This window comes from Streptomyces sp. LMG1-1-1.1 (genome assembly GCF_040815545.1).
Taxonomy (GTDB): Bacteria; Actinomycetota; Actinomycetes; order Streptomycetales; family Streptomycetaceae; genus Streptomyces.
The window spans coordinates 134,667-154,098 of record NZ_JBFPNH010000014.1 but is presented as its reverse complement, the minus strand read 5'-3'; the positions used below and the strand labels follow the sequence as shown (position 1 = coordinate 154,098).

The 19,432-nt window shown below is 72.9% G+C and carries 19 protein-coding genes; 8 read left to right on the top strand and 11 right to left on the bottom strand.

What is annotated here, in order from left to right:
• Positions 1-63: 63 nt before the first annotated feature.
• Positions 64-1,218: an adenosine deaminase gene (locus MRBLMG1_RS06370; protein WP_367821573.1), complete on the top strand. Its 1,155-nt coding sequence runs from the start codon at positions 64-66 to the stop codon at positions 1,216-1,218.
• Positions 1,219-1,390: 172 nt separating this feature from the next.
• Positions 1,391-1,756: a hypothetical protein gene (locus MRBLMG1_RS06365; RefSeq protein WP_367821571.1), complete on the top strand. Its 366-nt coding sequence runs from the start codon at positions 1,391-1,393 to the stop codon at positions 1,754-1,756.
• Between the two features lie 85 nt (positions 1,757-1,841).
• Here MRBLMG1_RS06365 and MRBLMG1_RS06360 read toward each other — a convergent pair whose 3' ends face one another.
• The 5 genes from MRBLMG1_RS06360 to afsQ1 all read right to left on the bottom strand — a co-directional run bounded on the left by MRBLMG1_RS06360 (position 1,842) and on the right by afsQ1 (position 5,760).
• A complete protein-coding gene (locus MRBLMG1_RS06360) occupies positions 1,842-2,042 on the bottom strand; it encodes a PspC domain-containing protein (RefSeq protein WP_367821569.1) in 201 nt (66 codons plus the stop codon).
• A 90-nt stretch (positions 2,043-2,132) separates the two neighbouring features.
• A complete protein-coding gene (locus MRBLMG1_RS06355; RefSeq protein WP_414721496.1) occupies positions 2,133-2,735 on the bottom strand; it encodes a VanZ family protein in 603 nt (200 codons plus the stop codon).
• A 174-nt stretch (positions 2,736-2,909) separates the two neighbouring features.
• A complete protein-coding gene (locus MRBLMG1_RS06350) occupies positions 2,910-3,557 on the bottom strand; it encodes a hypothetical protein (protein ID WP_367821566.1) in 648 nt (215 codons plus the stop codon).
• Complete coding sequence (locus tag MRBLMG1_RS06345; protein WP_367821564.1) at positions 3,554-5,086, bottom strand: ATP-binding protein; 1,533 nt, start codon at positions 5,084-5,086, stop codon at positions 3,554-3,556. The genes MRBLMG1_RS06350 and MRBLMG1_RS06345 overlap by 4 nt, the downstream gene beginning before the upstream one ends.
• On the bottom strand, positions 5,083-5,760 hold the full coding sequence (gene afsQ1, locus MRBLMG1_RS06340; RefSeq protein ID WP_017239746.1) for a two-component system response regulator AfsQ1: 678 nt from the start codon (positions 5,758-5,760) through the stop codon (positions 5,083-5,085). The genes MRBLMG1_RS06345 and afsQ1 overlap by 4 nt, the downstream gene beginning before the upstream one ends.
• Before the next feature lie 169 nt (positions 5,761-5,929).
• On the opposite strand from afsQ1, the gene MRBLMG1_RS06335 reads away from it, so the two are divergent.
• A complete protein-coding gene (locus tag MRBLMG1_RS06335) occupies positions 5,930-6,652 on the top strand; it encodes a SigE family RNA polymerase sigma factor (protein ID WP_367821562.1) in 723 nt (240 codons plus the stop codon).
• A 1,320-nt stretch (positions 6,653-7,972) separates the two neighbouring features.
• Here MRBLMG1_RS06335 and MRBLMG1_RS06330 read toward each other — a convergent pair.
• Entirely contained in the window at positions 7,973-8,668 is a 696-nt protein-coding gene (locus MRBLMG1_RS06330; protein WP_367821560.1) for a uridine kinase family protein, read from the bottom strand.
• A gap of 52 nt (positions 8,669-8,720) precedes the next feature.
• Between MRBLMG1_RS06330 and MRBLMG1_RS06325 the strand changes: the two genes are divergently transcribed.
• Positions 8,721-9,119: a hypothetical protein gene (locus MRBLMG1_RS06325; RefSeq protein ID WP_367821629.1), complete on the top strand. Its 399-nt coding sequence runs from the start codon at positions 8,721-8,723 to the stop codon at positions 9,117-9,119.
• An 89-nt stretch (positions 9,120-9,208) separates the two neighbouring features.
• Here the strand turns inward: MRBLMG1_RS06325 and MRBLMG1_RS06320 are convergent, their stop codons facing one another.
• Together MRBLMG1_RS06320 and MRBLMG1_RS06315 are read right to left on the bottom strand one after the other, a co-directional pair.
• Positions 9,209-10,993, bottom strand: coding sequence for an MDR family MFS transporter (locus tag MRBLMG1_RS06320; RefSeq protein ID WP_367821558.1), 1,785 nt, complete (start codon positions 10,991-10,993; stop codon positions 9,209-9,211).
• A 2-nt stretch (positions 10,994-10,995) separates the two neighbouring features.
• Positions 10,996-11,586, bottom strand: a complete 591-nt coding sequence (locus tag MRBLMG1_RS06315) for an NADPH-dependent FMN reductase (RefSeq protein WP_367821556.1) — start codon at positions 11,584-11,586, stop codon at positions 10,996-10,998.
• A 116-nt stretch (positions 11,587-11,702) separates the two neighbouring features.
• Between MRBLMG1_RS06315 and MRBLMG1_RS06310 the strand changes: the two genes are divergently transcribed.
• Positions 11,703-12,437 (top strand): TetR/AcrR family transcriptional regulator, encoded by a 735-nt coding sequence (locus MRBLMG1_RS06310; RefSeq protein ID WP_367821555.1) that lies wholly within the window; start codon positions 11,703-11,705, stop codon positions 12,435-12,437.
• A 45-nt stretch (positions 12,438-12,482) separates the two neighbouring features.
• On the opposite strand, the gene MRBLMG1_RS06305 is transcribed toward MRBLMG1_RS06310, so the two are convergent.
• Genes MRBLMG1_RS06305 through deoC form a run of 3 tightly spaced genes read right to left on the bottom strand, consistent with a single transcriptional unit; the run spans position 12,483 to position 15,770 of the window.
• Positions 12,483-13,376, bottom strand: coding sequence for an aldehyde dehydrogenase family protein (locus MRBLMG1_RS06305; protein ID WP_367821553.1), 894 nt, complete (start codon positions 13,374-13,376; stop codon positions 12,483-12,485).
• Positions 13,369-14,805: an aldehyde dehydrogenase family protein gene (locus tag MRBLMG1_RS06300; protein WP_367821551.1), complete on the bottom strand. Its 1,437-nt coding sequence runs from the start codon at positions 14,803-14,805 to the stop codon at positions 13,369-13,371. Before MRBLMG1_RS06300 ends, MRBLMG1_RS06305 begins: the two co-directional genes overlap by 8 nt.
• Before the next feature lie 5 nt (positions 14,806-14,810).
• On the bottom strand, positions 14,811-15,770 hold the full coding sequence (gene deoC / locus MRBLMG1_RS06295; RefSeq protein ID WP_367821628.1) for a deoxyribose-phosphate aldolase: 960 nt from the start codon (positions 15,768-15,770) through the stop codon (positions 14,811-14,813).
• Between the two features lie 273 nt (positions 15,771-16,043).
• Here deoC and MRBLMG1_RS06290 point away from each other — a divergent pair, with 273 nt between their 5' ends.
• The 3 genes from MRBLMG1_RS06290 to MRBLMG1_RS06280 all read left to right on the top strand — a co-directional run bounded on the left by MRBLMG1_RS06290 (position 16,044) and on the right by MRBLMG1_RS06280 (position 19,344).
• Positions 16,044-17,696 carry a hypothetical protein gene (locus MRBLMG1_RS06290; protein ID WP_367821550.1) on the top strand — a complete coding sequence of 551 codons (1,653 nt, stop codon included), beginning with the start codon at positions 16,044-16,046 and terminating at the stop codon, positions 17,694-17,696.
• A gap of 285 nt (positions 17,697-17,981) precedes the next feature.
• Positions 17,982-18,623 carry a class F sortase gene (locus tag MRBLMG1_RS06285; protein ID WP_367821548.1) on the top strand — a complete coding sequence of 214 codons (642 nt, stop codon included), beginning with the start codon at positions 17,982-17,984 and terminating at the stop codon, positions 18,621-18,623.
• A 34-nt stretch (positions 18,624-18,657) separates the two neighbouring features.
• Positions 18,658-19,344, top strand: a complete 687-nt coding sequence (locus MRBLMG1_RS06280; protein ID WP_367821546.1) for a PH domain-containing protein — start codon at positions 18,658-18,660, stop codon at positions 19,342-19,344.
• Positions 19,345-19,432: the final 88 nt, after the last annotated feature.

Sequence of the window (19,432 nt, the reverse complement as noted above, 5' to 3'; positions counted from 1 at the left end):
ACGCCGGCCGCGGAAGTTGCGTCGCCAGGCGCGCTCTACGCGCGTAGGGGCTAGAGTGCGGAAATGACGAGCCAGACCCCCAACGTCCCCACCGCGGACCAGATCCGCCGTGCCCCGAAGGTGCTGCTCCACGACCACCTCGACGGCGGACTGCGCCCCGGCACGATCATCGAACTCGCCCGGGAGCAGGGCTACGACCAGCTTCCCGAGACGGAGCCCGACAAGCTCGGCATCTGGTTCCGCGAGGCCGCCGACTCCGGCTCCCTGGAGCGGTACCTGGAGACCTTCGCGCACACCTGCGCCGTCATGCAGACCCGGGAGGCCCTCGTCCGCGTCGCCGCCGAGTGCGCCGTCGACCTCGCCGAGGACGGCGTCGTCTACGCGGAGGTGCGGTACGCCCCCGAGCAGCACCTGGAGGGCGGCCTCACCCTCGAAGAGGTCGTCGAGGCCGTCAACGAGGGCTTCAGGGAAGGCGAGCGGCAGGCCAGGGCCGACGGGTACCGCATCCGGATCGGTGCCCTGCTCACCGCCATGCGGCACGCGGCCCGGGCCCTGGAGATCGCCGAACTCGCCAACCGCTACCGCGACTCAGGCGTCGTCGGCTTCGACATCGCGGGCGCCGAGGCCGGCTTCCCGCCCACCCGCCACCTCGACGCCTTCGAGTACCTCAAGCGGGAGAACAACCACTTCACCATCCACGCCGGCGAGGCCTTCGGGCTCCCCTCCATCTGGCAGGCGCTCCAGTGGTGCGGCGCCGACCGGCTCGGGCACGGGGTGCGGATCATCGACGACATCGAGGTCGCCGACGACGGCTCGGTCCGCCTCGGCCGCCTGGCCGCCTACGTCCGCGACAAGCGCATCCCGCTGGAGATGTGCCCCTCGTCCAACCTCCAGACCGGCGCGGCCGCCTCGTTCGCCGAGCACCCCATCGGCCTGCTCCGCACCCTCCATTTCCGGGCCACGGTCAACACCGACAACCGTCTGATGAGCGGCACGACCATGAGCCGTGAATTCGAGCTGTTGAACGAGGCATTCGATTACACGCTCGACGACATGCAGTGGTTCACGGTCAATGCGATGAAATCAGCGTTCATTCCTTTCGATGAACGCCTGGCCATGATCAATGAGGTCATCAAGCCCGGATACGCCGAGCTCAAGTCCGAATGGCTGTTCCAGCAGACCGCCACGACCAGCGGATCTTCCCCCGCAGAGGGCTGAGCGGCACCCCGTCGGGGCACAGGAGGCGGCCGGGACGGCACGACACCCGGCCGCTTTCCGGTGTTTGCGGAGGAGTCGATCACTGGTTAGGTTGCAGAGCCGCTCTGCATTCCCAGGATTTCCCCGCCCGGCTTTCCCGGAAGCCCCCGGATTCCCCAAGGAAGATTTTCAGATGAAGCAGTCTGCCGCCAAGAAGCTCGGTGTCGCCGCTCTCGGTGCCGCTTTCGCCGTCACCGCCGCCGGCACGGCCTCCGCAGCGCCGTCCCTGCCGCTCGACGCCGACGCGCTGGGCACGGTGACCAACGCCGTCCCGCTGGGTGACGGCCTCACCGAGCTCCCCGACGGCGCCGCCGAGTCCCTCGGTGCCGGGCAGGGCGCGCTCGGCCAGGGTGTCGACCAGGGCGTGAAGACCCTCCCCGCCGCCGCCGGCCAGGCCACCCAGAACGCCCCGCTCGGTGCCGCGACCGGCGCCCTCGGCGCCACCCCGCTCGGTGGCCTCCTCGGCGGCCTGCCGCTCGGTGGCCTCCCGATCGGCTGACCCCCGCCGTACACGCCGAAGGGGCGCGCACCCGGTTTTCCCGGGTACGCGCCCCTTCGGCGTGCGAGTGGTGACGGGCGAGCGGCTACCAGGCCGCGGACGCGGTCTTCTCCGACGGGAGGAAGAACCAGAGCGCCAGGTACAGCAGGAACTGCGGGCCGGGCAGCAGACACGAGACCAGGAAGATCAGACGCATCGTCCACGCGGAGGTGCCGAAGCGCCGGGCCAGCGCCGCGCACACTCCGCCGATCACGCGTCCGTCACGGGGGCGGATGATTGCGGCCATGGTGGGCTCCTTCGATGTCTGTCCGGGAGCCGCTCCGTCGGGCTCCCGATGACTCCATACTGCCGCCGGGAGGAGGGACGAAGCGTCGGTCTACCGGGCGATCGGGACCCTGGGAATCGTCGGGGTCGAACCCTGAGCCGCCTCGTCCCGCAGCAGGGGGGAACCCCTACCGGCCCTACGGCCCTCGGAGGAGGATCCCCGCCCCGGCTCCGACCTGCGGCGCAGCCAGCCACGCCCGGCCGGCACGAACAGGAGGTGCGCGAGCGCCACCCCCGCCATGTTCAGGAGGACCGAGTCCACGTCGACGACCTGACCCGGCACGGCGGTCTGCAGCAGCTCCACGGCCAGCGACACCAGTGCGCCGGCGGCGGTCGTCCGGGCCAGCGAGGCCCACCGCGAGACGTCGAGCCGTCCGTCGGCCATCGGGAGCAGCACCCCCAGCGGGGCCAGCAGCAGCAGCCCCTCGCCGATCAACCGGGCCGCCTCCGTGGCGCCGAGCGCCAGGTCGGCCCGCAGACCGTGCAGCGGGATCGTGTTCGGCGCGGTCACCCAGGCCACGTCCCGTGGGCGCAGGCTGACCCAGGCGACGAGCAGCAGATGCGCGAGGAGGAGCACGAACCCCACCACGCGGACGACCACGGCGGCACCACCGCCCGAACCTTGACGCTGCACGCCCCCCAAGACGCCCGCCATGGCGGAATCGGTTCCGCCGCACCCCTTTCCGGCCACGACGGCCGCGCGAAACCGGCTGGGGCGGGACCGGCTGGGGCGGGACCGGCTCGGGCGGCAGGTCCGCGCGGCGGGTCCGCGCGGCGGGTCCGCGCGGTACCGGTTCGGTTCAGGCCATGGGGGTCGCGCGGGACCGGTTCAGGCCGTGGGGGTCGCCGAGGCGGTCGCCGGGGCACGTACCGCGGCGGTCGGCGGGGCGGACTCCGGGCGTTCCCGGAGTTCGGTCGTGCAGCGGTAGCGCTTGGGCGGGTAGGAGCCGGGGCCGCCGAGCAGGACGGTGTGGTCGCCCGCGCCCGCGGAGCTCTCCGCGAAGGTGCAGACGATCTGCGACAGGGCGGTCGGCGCCAGGTCCTCCGGCTGCCGGCTCAACCGCAGCGTCCCCGCCGGGTCGCCCGCGTGCCCGCCGGTGACGAGCAGCGGACTCCGCACGGCCGTCGTGAAGCCGGCCAGCCGCTCGCTGTCCGACGGCTCGTCGAGCAGCTGCGCGAGCAGCCCCGCCGCCGTACGCACCGGATCACCGCCGGCCTTCTCCTCCGGCAGCGGCGACCGCCGGTCCACCGCGTCCAGCTGCGAGCCGCACACCAGGTACACCCGGACGGGCATGCCCTGCGCGGTCGTCGCCGACGCGCTCTCGTCGGCCTGGCTGCACGGGACGCGGGACGGGGCCGCGCCCGCGTCCACCGGGACGGACGTCGTCCTGATCCCGCAGCCGGTGACGAGTACCGTCAGTGTGGCCGCGAGCAGGGCGCCCGCTCCCGTCGTACGCCCGAAGGTGCGGCGCCTCACTCTTCCTCCACCTCGCCCTGGCTGCTGCGGGTCTGCACCTCGCGCGTGATCCCCGAGGCGTCCAGCGGGAGCCGCAGCACGAACACCGCGCCGTCCACCGCCCCGTCCTCGCCGACCGAGTTGGACGCCGTGATCGATCCGCCGTGGATCAGCGCGTTCTCCATGGCGATCGACAGGCCGAGACCGCTGCCCTCGGACCGCGGCCGGGACGCGCTCGCCTTGTAGAAGCGGTCGAAGACGTGCGGCAGCACCTCCTCGGGAATGCCGGGCCCGTGGTCGCGCACCGCGATGACCAGCTCCTCGTCCTCCGTGCGCACGGACACCCGGACCGGCGAACCGCCGTGCTTCAGCGCGTTGCCGATCAGGTTCGCCAGGATCACGTCGAGGCGGCGCGGGTCCAGCGGCGCCACGATCCCGCGCTCGGCGTCCAGATCGACCGCGTCCAGCCAGGCCCGCGCGTCGATGCACGCGGTGATCTGGTCCGCGATGTCCACCTCGTCGAGGACGAGCCGGGCGGTGCCCGCGTCGAAGCGGGTCACCTCCATCAGGTTCTCCACCAGGTCGTTCAGACGCCGAGTCTCGCTCACCACCAGCGCCACCGCCGGGGCGATCATCGGGTCCAGGGTGTCCTGCTCGTCCTCCAGGACCTCGGTGACGGCGGTCAGCGCGGTCAGCGGGGTGCGCAGCTCGTGCGACATGTCGGCGACGAACCGGCGGCTCGACTCCTCCCGCGCGCTCATGTCCGCGACCTTCTTCTGCAAGGACTCGGCCGCGCTGTTGAACGTACGGGAGAGATCGGCCAGTTCGTCCGCGCCGCTCACCCGCAGCCGGGTGTCGAGCTTGCCCTCGCCGAGCTGCCGGGCCGCCTCCCCGAGCCGGTGCACCGGGCGCAGCACGGTCGTCGCCGCGACCTGCGCCAGCAGCACCGAGCCGACGACCGCGAGCGCGGTCGCGATCCCCAGCGACCAGGCGAGCGAGTTCAGGTCGGCCTTCTCCGCGGCCAGCGACTTGAACATGTAGCCCGCCGGCCCGCCGCCGTCGATCCGCGTCCCGCCGACCAGGTACGGCGTCCCGTTCCGCTCCGTTCGCTGCCAGAACAGGTGGTACTTGTACGCGTTGGCGTCCGTCACCGGCCGCTCCGTGTCCACCGCGTCCCGCAGCGAGCGCGGCACGTCCGCGACGGTGAAGTCGTCCGGGTCGGACGCGCCGACGATCGGCTTGCCCGCGTCCCGCTCACCGAGCAGCAGCACCTGGTAGTCGGCGGCGCTTCCGCTCGCCATCTGCTCGGCGGTCCGCCGCAGGTCGTCCTGGGTGGGCCGGAGCGGCAGCGTGGCCGCCCGGTTCTGCATCTCCTGCCGGAAGTCGTTGAGCGCCGCGTCCTGGGTACGGGTCAGCACCGCCTCGCGGTTGAGCCAGTACGCGATGCCGGAGGCGGCGACGGCCGCGGTGAGCGCGACCAGGGCGAAGACGACGACGAGCCGCAGCCGCAGGCTGGACAGCCTCGGCCGCGCGAGGATCCCCTTGCTCACGCAGGAACGTCCAGCCGGTAGCCGACACCCCGCACGGTACGGATGAGCGTCGGCGAGGACGGCACGTCCTCCACCTTCGCGCGCAGCCGCTGCACACACGCGTCGACGAGCCGCGAGTCGCCCAGGTAGTCGTGCTCCCACACCAGCCGCAGCAACTGCTGCCGGGACAGCGCCTGTCCGGGCCGCCGGCTCAGCTCCAGGAGCAGCCGCAGCTCGGTCGGCGTCAGCTGGAGGTCCTCGCCGTTCTTGGTGACCGTCATCGCCGACCGGTCGATGACCAGGGACCCGTAGGTCGCCGAATCCGTCGACTCCCGCTCGCCGCGCCGCAGTACGGCCCGGATGCGGGCGTCGAGGACCCGGCCCTGCACCGGCTTCACGACATAGTCGTCGGCGCCCGACTCCAGGCCCACCACCACGTCGATGTCGTCGCTGCGCGCGGTCAGCAGGATGATCGGCAACTGGTCCGTCCGGCGGATCCGCCGGCAGACCTCGAAACCGTCGATGCCGGGCAGCATGACGTCCAGCACGACCAGGTCCGGCCGCTGCTCGCGCAGCAGCTGCAGGCCGTCCTCGCCCGTCGCGGCAGTGGCCACCCGGTGACCCTGCCGCGACAGGGAGAGCTCGAGGGCCGTGCGGATGGCGTCGTCGTCCTCGATCAGCAACAGAAAAGGCACGCCGTCATTCTGTCCCATTGGGCCGTCCGAGGACGACCGCTCGCCGACTCGCTCCTGTCCCGTCTCCTGTGACACGCCTGTGACAGTCGCCGGACAACGCCATGAAGTCCCGCGGGCAAGCTTCTTGGCACACGGACCGAAACACACTCCAACCGACGGGGGGCGCAAGATGAACGCACTGCACAGCACCACCTCAAGCGCAGTTGTCACGCGTCTCCACGACGTCGTGCGGAGCACCGAGAAGTCCGGCGTGGTGAACGGGCGGGGGTGCGTTCGCAGCGTCGGACGTCAGCGCAAGGCGCCGTACATGGTCGCCGTCGCTGACGGGGGAGCGGCGTACGGGGAGGTCACGGGGGAACGCACGAACTGCTCGGAAGCCGAGTTCACGGCTTACGTCCAGGAGCGTCGTGCCTCCCTGTACGCCACCGCCTACCACCTCACCGGTGACCGGTTCGAGGCCGAGGACCTCCTCCAGAGCGCGCTGTTCTCCACCTACCGCGCCTGGGACCGCATCAGCGACAAGGCCGCCGTCGGCGGATACCTCCGCCGCACCATGACCAACCTGCACATCAGCGCCTGGCGCCGCCGCAAGCTCAACGAGTACCCGACCGAGGAACTCCCCGAGACGGTCGGCGAGACCGACGCCATGCGCGGCACCGAACTCCGCGCCGTCCTCTGGCAGGCCCTCGCCCGGCTGCCCGAGCTCCAGCGCACCATGCTCGTCCTGCGCTACTACGAGGGCCGCACCGATCCCGAGATCGCCGAGATCCTCGACATCAGCGTCGGCACCGTCAAGTCCAGCATCTGGCGCTCGCTCCGCCGACTGCGCGAGGACGACGTCCTCAGCTTCGGCCGCGACGAAGAAGAGTCCTTCGGCGAGCTCGTGGCCTGAGGCAGGGGGGAACGGGGGAACCTGCGGGGCCACGGGGGACGGGGCCTTCGCAGGGCCGTACGGGGGTACGGGGGAAACACGACACGGGTCGTACAAGCCGGGGGGCTTGTACGACCCGCGCCGTTTCCCCCACCTACGTCGCTCCCGCCGCCGCCGGGCCCCCACCCGTCCCGGGCAATCGCGCCCCCGGCGCGGGCCCACCACCCGGATGGTGCGGCGCCCACCCTCGTTGTGTGCGCAACGGACGGCACCTACCCCGTGCCCCCCTCGTTGTGGGCGGAACGGACGGCACCTACCCCGTGCCCCCTCGTCGTGGGCACAACGGATGGCGCCTACCCGGTGCCCCCTCGTTGTGGGCGGAACGGACGGCACCTACCCGGTGCCCCCCTCGTTGCGGGCACAACGGACGTCGCGCCCCCGCCCGCCCCGTTGTGGGCATTCGTTCCGCTGGGGCGGAACGGGTGGGCACAACGGAACGGCGCCCCTTGCCGGGCCTAGGCTTCCGCGCCTGAACCCGCACCACTGGTACGGCGCCGTATGGGTGCGGGCAGGTGCGGGGGGCGGAGGCGCCGCCGAGGGCGCCGTCCCGTGTGCCCACCCGTCCCGCCCCAGCGGGACGATTGCCCACACGGGGGTGGGGCGGGCGGATGGTGCGGCCCGCACGAGGCGCGGGCGGCGGGCGGGCGGCCCGCACGAGGCGTGGGTGCGGCTCACGCGGAGGGCGGCGGGCGAAGCCCGCACCAGGCGCGAAGGGCGCGCGGTGGCCACCCGGACGAGGCGCGGCCTCGTACGGCGCGCGAGGGCGCGGCCCGCATGCGGCGAGGGTGCGGGCTCACACGGGGTGAGAGTGGGGGCTCACATGGGGCGAGGGTGCGGGCTCACACGGGGCAGCGGTGCGGGCTCACACGAGGCGGGGGCGCGAGCCGCATGCGGTGAGGGTGCGGGCCCACACGAGGCGCGGGTGCGGCCCGCACGTGGTGAAGGTGCGGGCTCACACGAGGCGGGGGCGCGAGCCGCACGCGGTGAGGGTGCGGGCCCACACGAGGCGCGGGTGCGGCCCGCACGTGGTGAAGGTGCGGGCTCACACGAGGCGGGGGCGCGAGCCGCATGCGGTGAGGGTGCGGGCCCACACGAGGCGCGGGTGCGGCCCGCACGTGGTGAAGGTGCGGGCTCACACGAGGCGGGGGCGCGCCCGCATGCGGTGAGGGTGCGGGCCCACACGAGGCGCGGGTGCGGCCCGCACGAGGCGAAGGTGCGGGCTCACACGAGGCGGGGGCGCGAGCCGCGCGCGGGGAGGGGGTGGGCCCGCACGGGGTGGGGTTAGTTGGGGGTGGGGGTGCGGTGGCGGCCGGCTGCGGCGGCGGCGAGGCGGCCGAGGGCTTCGGGCTTGGCGCAGGGGTGGGCGCCGAGCGCGGCTTGGCGGGCGACGATGGCGCGTTCGGTGCGCATGAGGCGCCAGCCGCGGCGGAGGAGGAAGGGCACGGACTTGCGGCCCTCGCGGAGGTCGCGGGCGAGGCGGCGGCGGAAGGTCGTGGAGGGCCGGCCACGCAGGCAGATCGCGTCGGCGAGGACGTCGAGCTCGCGGCAGCGGGAGACGATGTCGGCCGCGAAGATGCCCTCGGCCACGAACAGCGGGGTCCGCGCGATGTCGAGCCGCTCGCGGTCGACGCGGGAGCTGGTGGCGATGTCGTACACGGGGACGTCGGTCCGTCCGGTGCGGCACAGTTCGACGATGGCGGCGACGGCCGCGTCCGCGTCCCAGGACAGCGGGGAGTCCCAGTCGATGTCCGCGCTGCCGTCGACGAGTGGGAGCGTCGGGTCGTCGGCTTCCTTGTAGAAGTCGTCGAGGCGCAGGACCGGGAGGCCGGTGACGGCGGCGAGGGACGACTTGCCGGAGCCGGAGGGGCCCGCGAGCAGGACGACACGGGTCGGGATCGGTTGGGAACTCACGGGACACCAGTGTGAAGCATTCCCCCGTGCAGGGGACCCCCGAGGGAGGCCGTTGGTATCGAGCATCACACCTCGACTACTGTCGGTGGCCGCCCGGTCACCCCATGGAAGGATCATGATGGCGCGTCACGCAGAACCCCGGACCCCTCGTCGCAGTGCCCTGCTGAAGGTCGGTCTCACCGTCACGGCGGCGGGTGCCGCGCTGGTCGGCGGGGGTGCCGCGGCCCAGGCGGCGGCCCCGGTGCCGCTGCCCGTGGACTCGCTGACCAGGACGGACGCGGCGGCTGCCGGGTCGGGCGCGCTGAGCGGTGTCACCCACGGGCTGGGGCCGATCACCCGTCTTCAACTCGACCCGCTGGCCAACACCGGGGTGGATCCGCTCGACAACGGGCTCGGCACGCAGATCGCCGACTTCAAGCCCGTCGGCACGAACCTGCTCACCGACCACGTCACGAAGGGCGGGGCCGTGGCCGATCTCCCGGTGGCCGGCCCGCTGACGCAGGGGCTGCTTCCGTAGCGCCCTCAGGGGTGGCCGGCCCTCGCGGCGGGGTCCGGCCCCCGCGGCACCCTCCTGGGCGTCGGCGCCTTCGGTAGCCGTACGGCCCCTCAGCGCCGACCGGCCCCCGCGGCAGGGTCCGGCTCCGGCTCCGGATCCGGCTCCGACTCCGGCTCCGACTCGGGCTCCGGCTCCGGATCCGGCTCCGACTCCGGATCCGGCTCTTCCGTAACGGGGGTCAGTCCCGTAACGGGGGCCACTCCCGTAACGGGTTGGGCCGGTCCCGTGGCGGGGGCCGGTCCCAGAGTGGGGTCCGGTGACCGAGTGGCGGCGGCCGGTGCTGTAGCCGCGGACGGACCCGAAGCGGCGCCCGGCCCCTCCGCGGTTGCCGACCCCGTGGCGGGTTCCGGGTCCAGGGCTGCTTCCGGTCCCGTGGCGGGTTCCAGGTCCGGTGTGCGCCGCAGGGGGTCCTCTCGTACGAACCAGGCCACGGTGAAGGACAGGGCGGCGAGCGCGGCGGTGCCGAGGAGGACGCCGTGGAGCCCGTCGGTGACGGCGGTGCGGAGGGCTTCTCGGGCGGGCTGGGGGAGGTGGGCGGCCTGGGCGGGGGTGAGGCGGGTGTCGGTGCCGGCGAGGCGGGCGGTGAAGACGGCGCCGAGGGCGGCGACGCCGAGGGAGCCGCCGAGGGTGCGGAGCAGGGTCACGGTGCCGCTGGCGGCGCCCATGTCGCGAGGCCCGGCGCCGTAGAGGGTGATCAGCATCGTGGACTGCATGAGCAGGCCCATGCCGGCGCCGAGCACCACGGGGAGTGCGGAGGCCACGGCGACGGGGGTGTCCGGGCCGAGGAGGAGCAGGAGGAGTGCTCCGGCGGTCATGAGCGCGCCGCCGAGGATGGGGTGGAGCCGGTAGCGGCCGGTGCGGGCGATGGCGCGGCCCGAGGCGAGCTGGGCGCCGACCATGCCGAGCAGGAGCGGCAGCAGGAGCAGGCCGCTCGCGGTGGAGGACCGGCCGCGGGCGAACTGGAGGTACTGCGGCAGGTAGCTCATGGCGGCGAGCATGCCCGCGCCGACCAGGAGGCTCAGGGCCTGGGCGAGGGCGAAGTTCCGGTTGCGGAAGAGGCGGGGCGGGATGACGGGTTCCTCGGCGCGCCGCTCGACCCGGACGAGCAGGACGAGGGAGGCGGCGGCGAGTGCGCCGAGGGCGAGGATCCGCGGCGAGGTCCAGGCGTGTCCGGTGCCGGCCCAGGACGCGAGCAGGGTGAGGGCGAGGACGCCGGTGGTGAGGAGCAGGGCTCCGCGCCAGTCGACGGGGGCGCGGACGCGCGGGGTTCTGACGTGCAGGGCGAGCGCGACGATCAGCAGGGCGGCGAGGCCGAGGGGGACGTTGACGTAGAAGGCCCAGCGCCAGGAAAGGTGGTCGGTGAGGGCGCCGCCGACGAGGGGTCCGCCGGCGAAGGCGACGGGGAGCATGGAGCCGGTGACGGCTTGGACCCTGGGGCTGTCCTCGGGGGAGACGAGGGTGCCGATGAGGGCGAAGGCGCCGACCATCAGGCCGCCGGCGCCGACGCCCTGGAGAGCGCGGAAGGCGATGAGCTGGTCCATGGTCTGGGCGAGTCCGGAGAGGACCGAGCCGGCGAGGAAGACGGCGACGGCCGCGAGGTAACTCCCCTTGCGTCCGCGGAGGTCGCCGAGTTTGCCCCAGAGGGGGGTGGTGACGGCGGCGGTGAGGAGGTAGCCGGTGACGACCCACGACAGGCGGTCGAGGCCGCCGAGTTCGCCGACGACGGTGGGGAGTGCGGTGCCGACGATGGTGCCGTCGAGGGCGCCGAGGACGATGCCGAGCATGAGTCCGGTGATCGCCAGGTAGGGGAGGCGGGCCCGCTGGGTGCCGGTCATGGTCAGGCTCCGTAGGGGGACTTGGCGCGGCCTTCGCGCAGGACCTGGGCCCACCAGGCGAGTTGGTCGAGCATCGACGTGGCGGCGGTGTCGGCCGCGGGGTCGACGGCCCGGCCCTGGGCGTCGAACTGCCCCCAGACGCCCTGGAGTCCGACGGCCTCGCGGATGGTGACGGCGTGCAGTTCGGCGAAGACCGCCCGCAGGTGTTCGACGGCGCGCAGGCCCGCGGAGAAGCCGCCGTAGGCGACGAGGGCGACGGGTTTGGCGTGCCATTCGCGGTTGTGCCAGTCGATCGCGTTCTTCAGGGACGCGGGGTAGCTGTGGTTGTACTCGGGCGTCACGACGACGAAGGCGTCGGCGGCGGCGAGGCGCGGGGAGACGGCGGCGAGCAGGTCCCGGTCCTCCTGGCGGGCCGGGGCCTGGCCGAGCTGCGGGAAGACGGTGGGCAGCGGGGTCTCGGCGAGGTCGATCAGGTCGGTGCTCATGTCGGCGCGGGCGGCGGCGTGGGTGTCGATCCAGCGGGCGACGGTGGGGCCGAGGCGGCCGTCGCGGGTCGAGCCCTGGATGACGGCGACGCGGAGCGGAGTGGTCATGGTTCCCCCTGGAAGCACGTGATGTGTACGGCGTACGCCGACAGGTGTACAACGTACACGTCGATGTGTACAACGTCCACAAGGCATACGCTGTACGCGACACAAGGAGGCCCGGAGTGGCGAAGAAGGACGAGACGGACGCCGTCTCGCTGTGGGAGCGGCTCGAACGGCCCGCGACGGCACCCAGGGCGTCGCTCACCCCCGGCAGGATCGCCGACGCGGCGATCGTCATCGCGGACCGCGACGGCTTCGCCGCCGTCACCATGCGCAAGGTCGCCACCGAACTGGGCGTCGCCCCCATGGCCGCGTACCGGCACGTCGACGGCAAGGACGAGCTGTGGGCGCTCATGATCGACCGGGTGTCCGGCGAGCTGGAGCCCCCCGGCGAGCCCTCCGGCTGGCGCGAGACGCTCCGCGCCCACGCCCTGCGGACCCGCGAGACGATGCTGCGCCACCCGTGGCTCGCCCACATGCCGGCGCCGCTCTTCGCGCTCACCCCGAACCGGATGGCGGCGGCCGAGCGCCAGCTCGCCTCGCTCGACGGCCTCGGGCTCGACGTCGACACGATGATGGCGGCCTTCCGCGCCGTCAACGCCTACGTCCACGGCGCCACGCAGTCGGAGGCCGCGCTGCGCCAGTACATGGCGGACCAGGGCTGGCAGAGCGGCGACGACTCGCGCCGCGGCCTCGCCCCGCAGATGACCTACCTCATGGAGACCGGGCGCTATCCGACGTACCGCCGCTACACCCGCGGGGCCGCGCGCAAGGACGACGCGGCCTGGCAGTTCGAGACCGGCCTCGACTGCGTACTCGACGGGGTGGCCGGTCTCGTGGAGCGCGGGCGGGCATGAGAACGGCCCCCGGGTGCGCACACCCGGGGGCCGTCGTCGTGCCGGCTAGTACGAGGAGCCGCTCGCGCCCAGGCTGCCCGTGGGGTGCCAGACGGTCTTGGTCTCCAGGAAGGCGGTCATGCGGTCCGTGCCGGGGGACTCGGCGAAGTCCTCGGTACGGGGGCGCAGGACGCGCTTCAGGTTGTCCGCGGCGGCGATCTCCAGGTCCCGGGCCAGGTCGGCGCCGGCGCCCGTCAGGTCGATCGCGTTGACGTCCTGGTGGGCCGCGAGGTGCGGGCCCATCTCGGCGGCCTTGCCGGACAGGATGTTGACGACGCCGCCGGGGAGGTCGGAGGTGGCGAGCACCTCGCCCAGGGAGAGGGCGGGGAGCGGCGACTTCTCCGAGGCGATCACGACGGCCGTGTTGCCCGTCGCGATCACCGGGGCGATCACCGAGACCAGGCCCAGGAAGGACGAGTCCTGCGGGGCCACGACCGTGACGACACCGGTCGGCTCGGGCGAGGAGAGGTTGAAGTACGGGCCGGCGACCGGGTTGGCGCCGCCGACGACCTGGGCGATCTTGTCGGTCCAGCCCGCGTACCAGACCCAGCGGTCGATCGCCGCGTCGACGACCGCGGCGGCCTTCGACTTCGACAGGCCCTCCGCGTCCGCGACCTCGCGGACGAACTGCTCCCGGCGGCCCTCCAGCATCTCGGCGACGCGGTAGAGGATCTGGCCGCGGTTGTACGCGGTCGCGCCCGCCCAGCCGCCGAAGGCCTTGCGGGCGGCGACGACCGCGTCACGCGCGTCCTTGCGGGAGGACAGCGGTACGTTCGCCAGCCACTTGCCCTTGGAGTCGGTCACCTCGTACACCCGGCCGCTCTCGGAGCGGGGGAACTTGCCCCCGACGTACAGCTTGTAGGTCTTGAAGACGCTCAGCCGCGTCGCCGACTCAGACATCGAGGTAGGCCTCCAGACCGTGACGGCCGCCCTCGCGGCCGAAGCCCGACTCCTTGTAGCCGCCGAAGGGCGAGGTCGGGTCGAACTTGTTGAACGTGTTGGCCCAGACGACACCCGCGCGGAGCTTGGACGCGACCGCCAGGATGCGGGAGCCCTTCTCCGTCCAGATGCCGGCGGACAGGCCGTACTGGCTGTTGTTGGCCTTCGCGACGGCCTCGTCGGGCGTACGGAAGGACAGCACCGAGAGGACCGGGCCGAAGATCTCGTCGCGGGCGATGGTGTGCGCCTGCGTGACGCCGGTGAAGAGCGTCGGGGCGAACCAGTAGCCGGCCGACGGGATCTCGCAGGAGGCGGTCCAGCGCTCGGCGCCCTCCGCCTCGCCCTGGTCCACCAGCGAGGTGATGCGGGCCAGCTGCTCCGAGGAGTTGATGGCGCCGATGTCGGTGTTCTTGTCGAGCGGGTCGCCGAGGCGCAGGGTGTTCAGGCGCCGCTTGAGCGAGTCGAGCAGCTCGTCCTGGATCGACTCCTGGACGAGGAGGCGCGAGCCCGCGCAGCAGACCTGGCCCTGGTTGAAGAAGATGCCGTTGACGATGCCCTCGACGGCCTGGTCGATCGGGGCGTCGTCGAAGACGATGTTGGCGCCCTTGCCGCCCAGCTCCAGCGTCACCTTCTTGTCGGTGCCGGCGACGGAGCGCGCGATGGCCTTGCCGACGGCGGTCGAACCGGTGAAGGCGACCTTGTTCACGTCCGGGTGCCCGACGAGCGCGGCGCCCGTCTCCCCGTATCCGGGAAGGATGTTGACGACGCCCCTCGGCAGCCCGGCCTGGCGGCAGATGTCCGCGAAGAACAGGGCGGAGAGCGGGGTCGTCTCGGCCGGCTTCAGGACGACCGTGTTGCCGGTCGCGAGCGCCGGGGCGATCTTCCACGCCAGCATGAGCAGCGGGAAGTTCCACGGGATGACCTGGCCGGCCACGCCCAGCGGTCGCGGGTTCGCGCCGTAGCCGGCGTGGTCGAGCTTGTCGGCCCAGCCCGCGTAGTAGAAGAAGTGCGCGGCGACCAGGGGGAGGTCCGCGTCGCGGGTCTCCTTGATCGGCTTGCCGTTGTCCAGGGTCTCCAGGACGGCCAGCTCGCGGCTGCGCTCCTGGATGATCCGGGCGATCCTGAAGAGGTACTTGGCGCGCTCGGAGCCGGGCAGCGCCGACCACTTCTCGAACGCCTTGCGGGCCGCCTTCACCGCGCGGTCGACGTCCTCGGCGCCCGCCTGGGCGACCTCGGCGAGGACCTCCTCGGTGGACGGGGAGACGGTCTTGAAGACCTTGCCGTCGGCCGCGTCGACGAACTCGCCGTCGATGAACAGGCCGTACGAGGGGGCGATGTCGACGACGGACCGGGACTCGGGCGCCGGTGCGTACTCGAATGCAGATGCCATGTTGATCAGTCCACCGTCACGTAATCGGGGCCGGAGTAACGGCCGGTCGCCAGCTTCTGGCGCTGCATCAGCAGATCGTTGAGCAGGCTGGAAGCGCCGAAGCGGAACCAGTGGTTGTCCAGCCAGTCCTCGCCCACGGTCTCGTTGACGAGCACCAGGAACTTGATCGCTTCCTTGGTGTTGCGGATGCCGCCGGCCGGCTTCACGCCGATCTGCACGCCGGTCTGGGCGCGGAAGTCGCGCACGGCCTCCAGCATGAGGAGGGTGTTGGCGGGGGTGGCGTTGACCGCGACCTTGCCGGTCGAGGTCTTGATGAAGTCCGCGCCGGCCATCATGCCGAGCCAGGAGGCGCGGCGGATGTTGTCGTACGTGGACAGCTCGCCGGTCTCGAAGATCACCTTGAGGCGGGCGCGGTCGCCGCACTCCGCCTTGATCGCGGCGATCTGCTCGTAGACCTTCAGGTAGTGACCGGCGAGGAAGGCGCCGCGGTCGATGACCATGTCGATCTCGTCGGCGCCCGCGGCGATGGCGTCGGCCGTGTCCGCGAGCTTCACGGGGAGCGCGGCGCGCCCGGCCGGGAACGCGGTGGCGACCGAGGCGACCTTGACGCCGGTGCCCGCGACGGCGGCCTTGGCGGTGGCCACCATGTCGGGGTAGACGCAGACGGCGGCGGTCGTCGGGGTCGTGCGGTCGGTCGGATCGGGGTTGACGGCCTTGGCGGCGAGCGCCCGGACCTTGCCCGGGGTGTCCGCGCCTTCGAGCGTCGTCAGGTCGATCATGGAAATGGCCAGGTCGATGGCGTACGCCTTGGCCGTGGTCTTGATCGAGCGGGTGCCGAGGGACGCGGCGCGTGCCTCCAGGCCGACGGCGTCGACGCCGGGCAGCCCGTGGAGGAAGCGGCGCAGCGCACTGTCGGACGCGGTCACGTCGGCGAATGCGGATGCTGCGGATGCAGTGGTGGGCATGGTCACCAGTCGAGCATATCTACGCGCGTAGCGACCTGTACAGGGGGACCGCTTCGAGGAGCGCGAGGTCACATGCGGTCCCTCGGCGTGGTGGTACATGCCCCATGGCGTGGTGACTCCTGTCACACGGCCGTGACATGGAGCGGACGGCTCCCCCATACGAGATCAATAGATTTTCATCAGCAGCCAGCCAGACCTCACCGGAAACAGTCGGACCGAGAAAAAGCGGCATGCGACTCACATCAACCACCTACCTGAATCACAGGAGTCGTTATGCGCACCGCCCTTCGCACCGCCATCGCCACCGCCCTCGTCGCGGGCGTCGCGATCACCCCGGCCCTCACCGCGGGTGCCGCCTTCGCCACCGACGGCCCGTCGGCCGCGAAGCCGGTCTCGGCCCCGACCGCTTCCGCCCCGGCCGCCTCCACCACCGCGCCGGCCCGCACCGGCGCCGGCTGGATCGAGAACTGGAAGGCGAAGCCGGGCGAGACCTTCGTCCGCGACCAGGTCCTGGTCACCGGCTCCATCGCCAAGATCGTCAAGGTCGGCCCGCGGCACCACCGCGCCTACCTGTACAAGCAGGGCCAGATCGTCGGCACCATCGAGGCCGACGGGAGCGCCGCCGCCGGCCAGGACAACGGCGAGTTCTTCGTCCTCGACGCGGACGGCACCACCCACAACTGGGTCGGCAACAGCGTCATCGGCAAGCCCGGCCTCTACCGCCTCGCCGACGGCACCGTCCTGGAGCTCGCCAAAAAGGACGGCCGCTACGGCCTCCAGCTGGTCGAGAACGGCACGGGCCGCGGCTTCCACTACCTGACCGGCTACCGTTCCGTCCTCACCTTCGGCAAGGCCGTCGTCGTCCTGGAGCAGGGCGGCTCGTTCGCCGCCTACATCCCCGGCTCGGCCAGGCAGGCCGCCCCGCAGCCCGTCGAGGCGGCCGGCTACGTCCGCACCCAGAAGCTGCTGAACGGCGACCAGGCCAAGATCTTCAAGGTCGGCGAGTCCCACCACCGCGCCGAGCTCTACAGCGAGGGCCAGCGCGTCGGCACGCTCGTCGCCGACCACCGCTCGGACGCCGGCAACGACAACGGCACCTTCTTCGTCCTCCACGCGGACGGCACCACCGAGAACTGGGTCGGCAACTACCTCCCGGGCGCCAAGCCCGGTGTGTACAAGCTCGTCGACGGCACCACGCTGGAGATCACCAAGAAGAACGGCCGCTACGGCATCCAGCAGCTGCGGTGGGGCACCCACGGCACCGGCTTCACCTACCTGACCGGGCCCCGCGGGGTCTTCGGCTTCAACAACGCCACCGTCGTCCTGGAGTACGACGGCGGGTTCGCCGCCTACGTCCACGGCTCGGCCGAGCAGGCCGCCCCGAAGCCGGTCACCAAGGACGACGCCTGCACCGTCGTCACCACGGTCGGCATCGGCGCCGGCTCCGAGGCCGAGCTGACGATGAGCCCGAACGGGCCGAAGGCCGAGCTCCAGGACATCGGCAGCGGAAAGGTCTTCGCGACGCTCGACCGCGACCACCCGTCGCTGCCGCAGAGCGCCGGCATCATCGCCCGCATCGACAACCCGTTCAGCGCCACGCCGTCGCTGTACACCAAGGTCGAGGGCGGCGTCGGCAGCAAGGGCGGCTCGCACGCCTTCCCGAAGCTGCCCAAGGGCTGCAAGCTCAACCCGGTCACGGGCACCACCTCGAACGGCAGCACGGGCACCACCGGAAACACCGGCGTCACCGCCGACAACGCCGGTCAGACCTCCGTCATCCCGCGGGGCGGCGTCGCGGCCGGTGCCGAGCTCGGCACCGCGGGCGACTCCACCGCGCTCGTCGCCGCCGGCGCGGGCGCCGCCTCCCTCGCCGCCGCGGGCCTCGGCTTCGTCGTCCTGCGCCGCCGCGCCGGCTCCCGCGGCTGACCCCGGCCGCCGCGGTCCGCGGGAGGCCCGTCGCCCCTCCGGACCGCACTCGCCTCGCACCCCGGCCGCCGTGGTCCGCGGGAGGCCCGTCGCCCCTCCGGACCGCACTCGCCCCGCACGCCGGCCGCCGCGGTCCGCGGGAGGCCCGTCGCCCCCCCTCCGGACCGCACCCGTCCCGCACCCCGTCCACCGCTCCTCGACCCTGACCCGAGCCAGGAGCGTCCACCCCCGACCGGTCGCCGTGCCCCGCGCGGCGGCCGGTCGCACCGCGTCCGGAGCCGTCCCGTGAACCGCCGCCCCGCCCGTACCCGTACCGCCGTCGTCGTCCTCGTCGCCGCGCTCGCCGCCCTCGCCGGCTGTTCGGCGGGGGGCGGGGCCGGCGCCACGCCGCCCGCGCACATCGTCGAGGGCGTCGCGCCCGCGCCGACCGCGAGCGTCGCGCCCGTCGGCCCGCTGGGCCGCTCGCTGCCCGTCCGGGTGCGGGTGCCGGCCGCCGGGGTCGACACCGGGAGCGACGGGTCCGTCCTCGGCCTGGGGCTGAACGCGGACGGTTCCGTCGAGGTGCCGTCGGAGGCGGACGCGGACCGCATCGGCTGGTACGAGAAGGGCGTGACGCCGGGGGAGACCGGCCCCGCCGTGCTCGTCGGCCACTTCGACACGGCCCGCGGGCCCGCCGTACTGAAGAACGTCTCGAAGGTCGGGGTCGGCGACGAGATCACGGTGACCCGCGCCGACGGGAAGACGGCGGTGTTCCGGATCAGGGAGCTGGAGCAGGTCGACAAGGACGCCTTCCCGACCGCCAAGGTCTACGGGAACACCTCGCGCCCCGAGCTGCGGATCGTCACCTGCGGCGGGGAACTGGTCGACGGCCACCGCCCCGACAACATCATTCTGTACGCGGAGCTGGTGGCCGTGCGGGCCGCCTGAGCCTCCACGGGCCCGCTGAGGCACAATCGGCGGCATGACGACCCCCGAGCCGACCCCCGAGCCGAGTCACGAGCCCAGCCGCGAGTCGACCCCCGGACAGCCGGCCGCCGGACAGCCGGCCGCCGACCGTGTCTTCCGTTCGCCCCTCGGGATCGCGAGCGGGGTGTTCCTGCTGCTCCTCGCGGGCCTGTTCGGCATCGACGCCGCGATCCGCGGCGACGGGAACACCCCGTGGGTCGCGCTGGCGGGCGTCCTCCTCGCCGCCCCGCTGATCGTCGCCTTCACGATCCGGCCGGCGGTGTACGCCAACGAGGACCGGCTCCGGATCCGCAACCCGTTCCGGTCGATCACCCTGCCCTGGGCCTCGGTCGCCGACGTCCGCGCCGGCTACTCCAGCGAGGTCTTCACCCAGGACGGCGCCAAGTACCAGCTGTGGGCCATCCCCGTCTCGCTGCGCCAGCGAAAGCGGGCGGCCCGCCGCGCCGCCCGCGCCTCCCAGGACGATCCGCACGGCCGCACCTCCGTCTCCGCCGACGTGAACGACGCGTCCTCCCGGATCGCGGCCGGCGACAAGACCGTCTCCGAGCTGCGCGAACTCGCCGAGACCCGCGCCAAGAGCCCGGGCGCGCAGGGCGAGCCGCAGGTGCGCTGGGCGTACGAGATCGTGGGCCCCGCCGCCGCCGGGCTGCTGCTCCTCGTGATCCTGGTCGCGATCGGCTGACCGGTCGGACACGCGGGACGGACGGACACGCCGGAGGCACCGCGCGGGACGGACGGACACGCCGGAGGCACGGCGCGGGACGGACGGA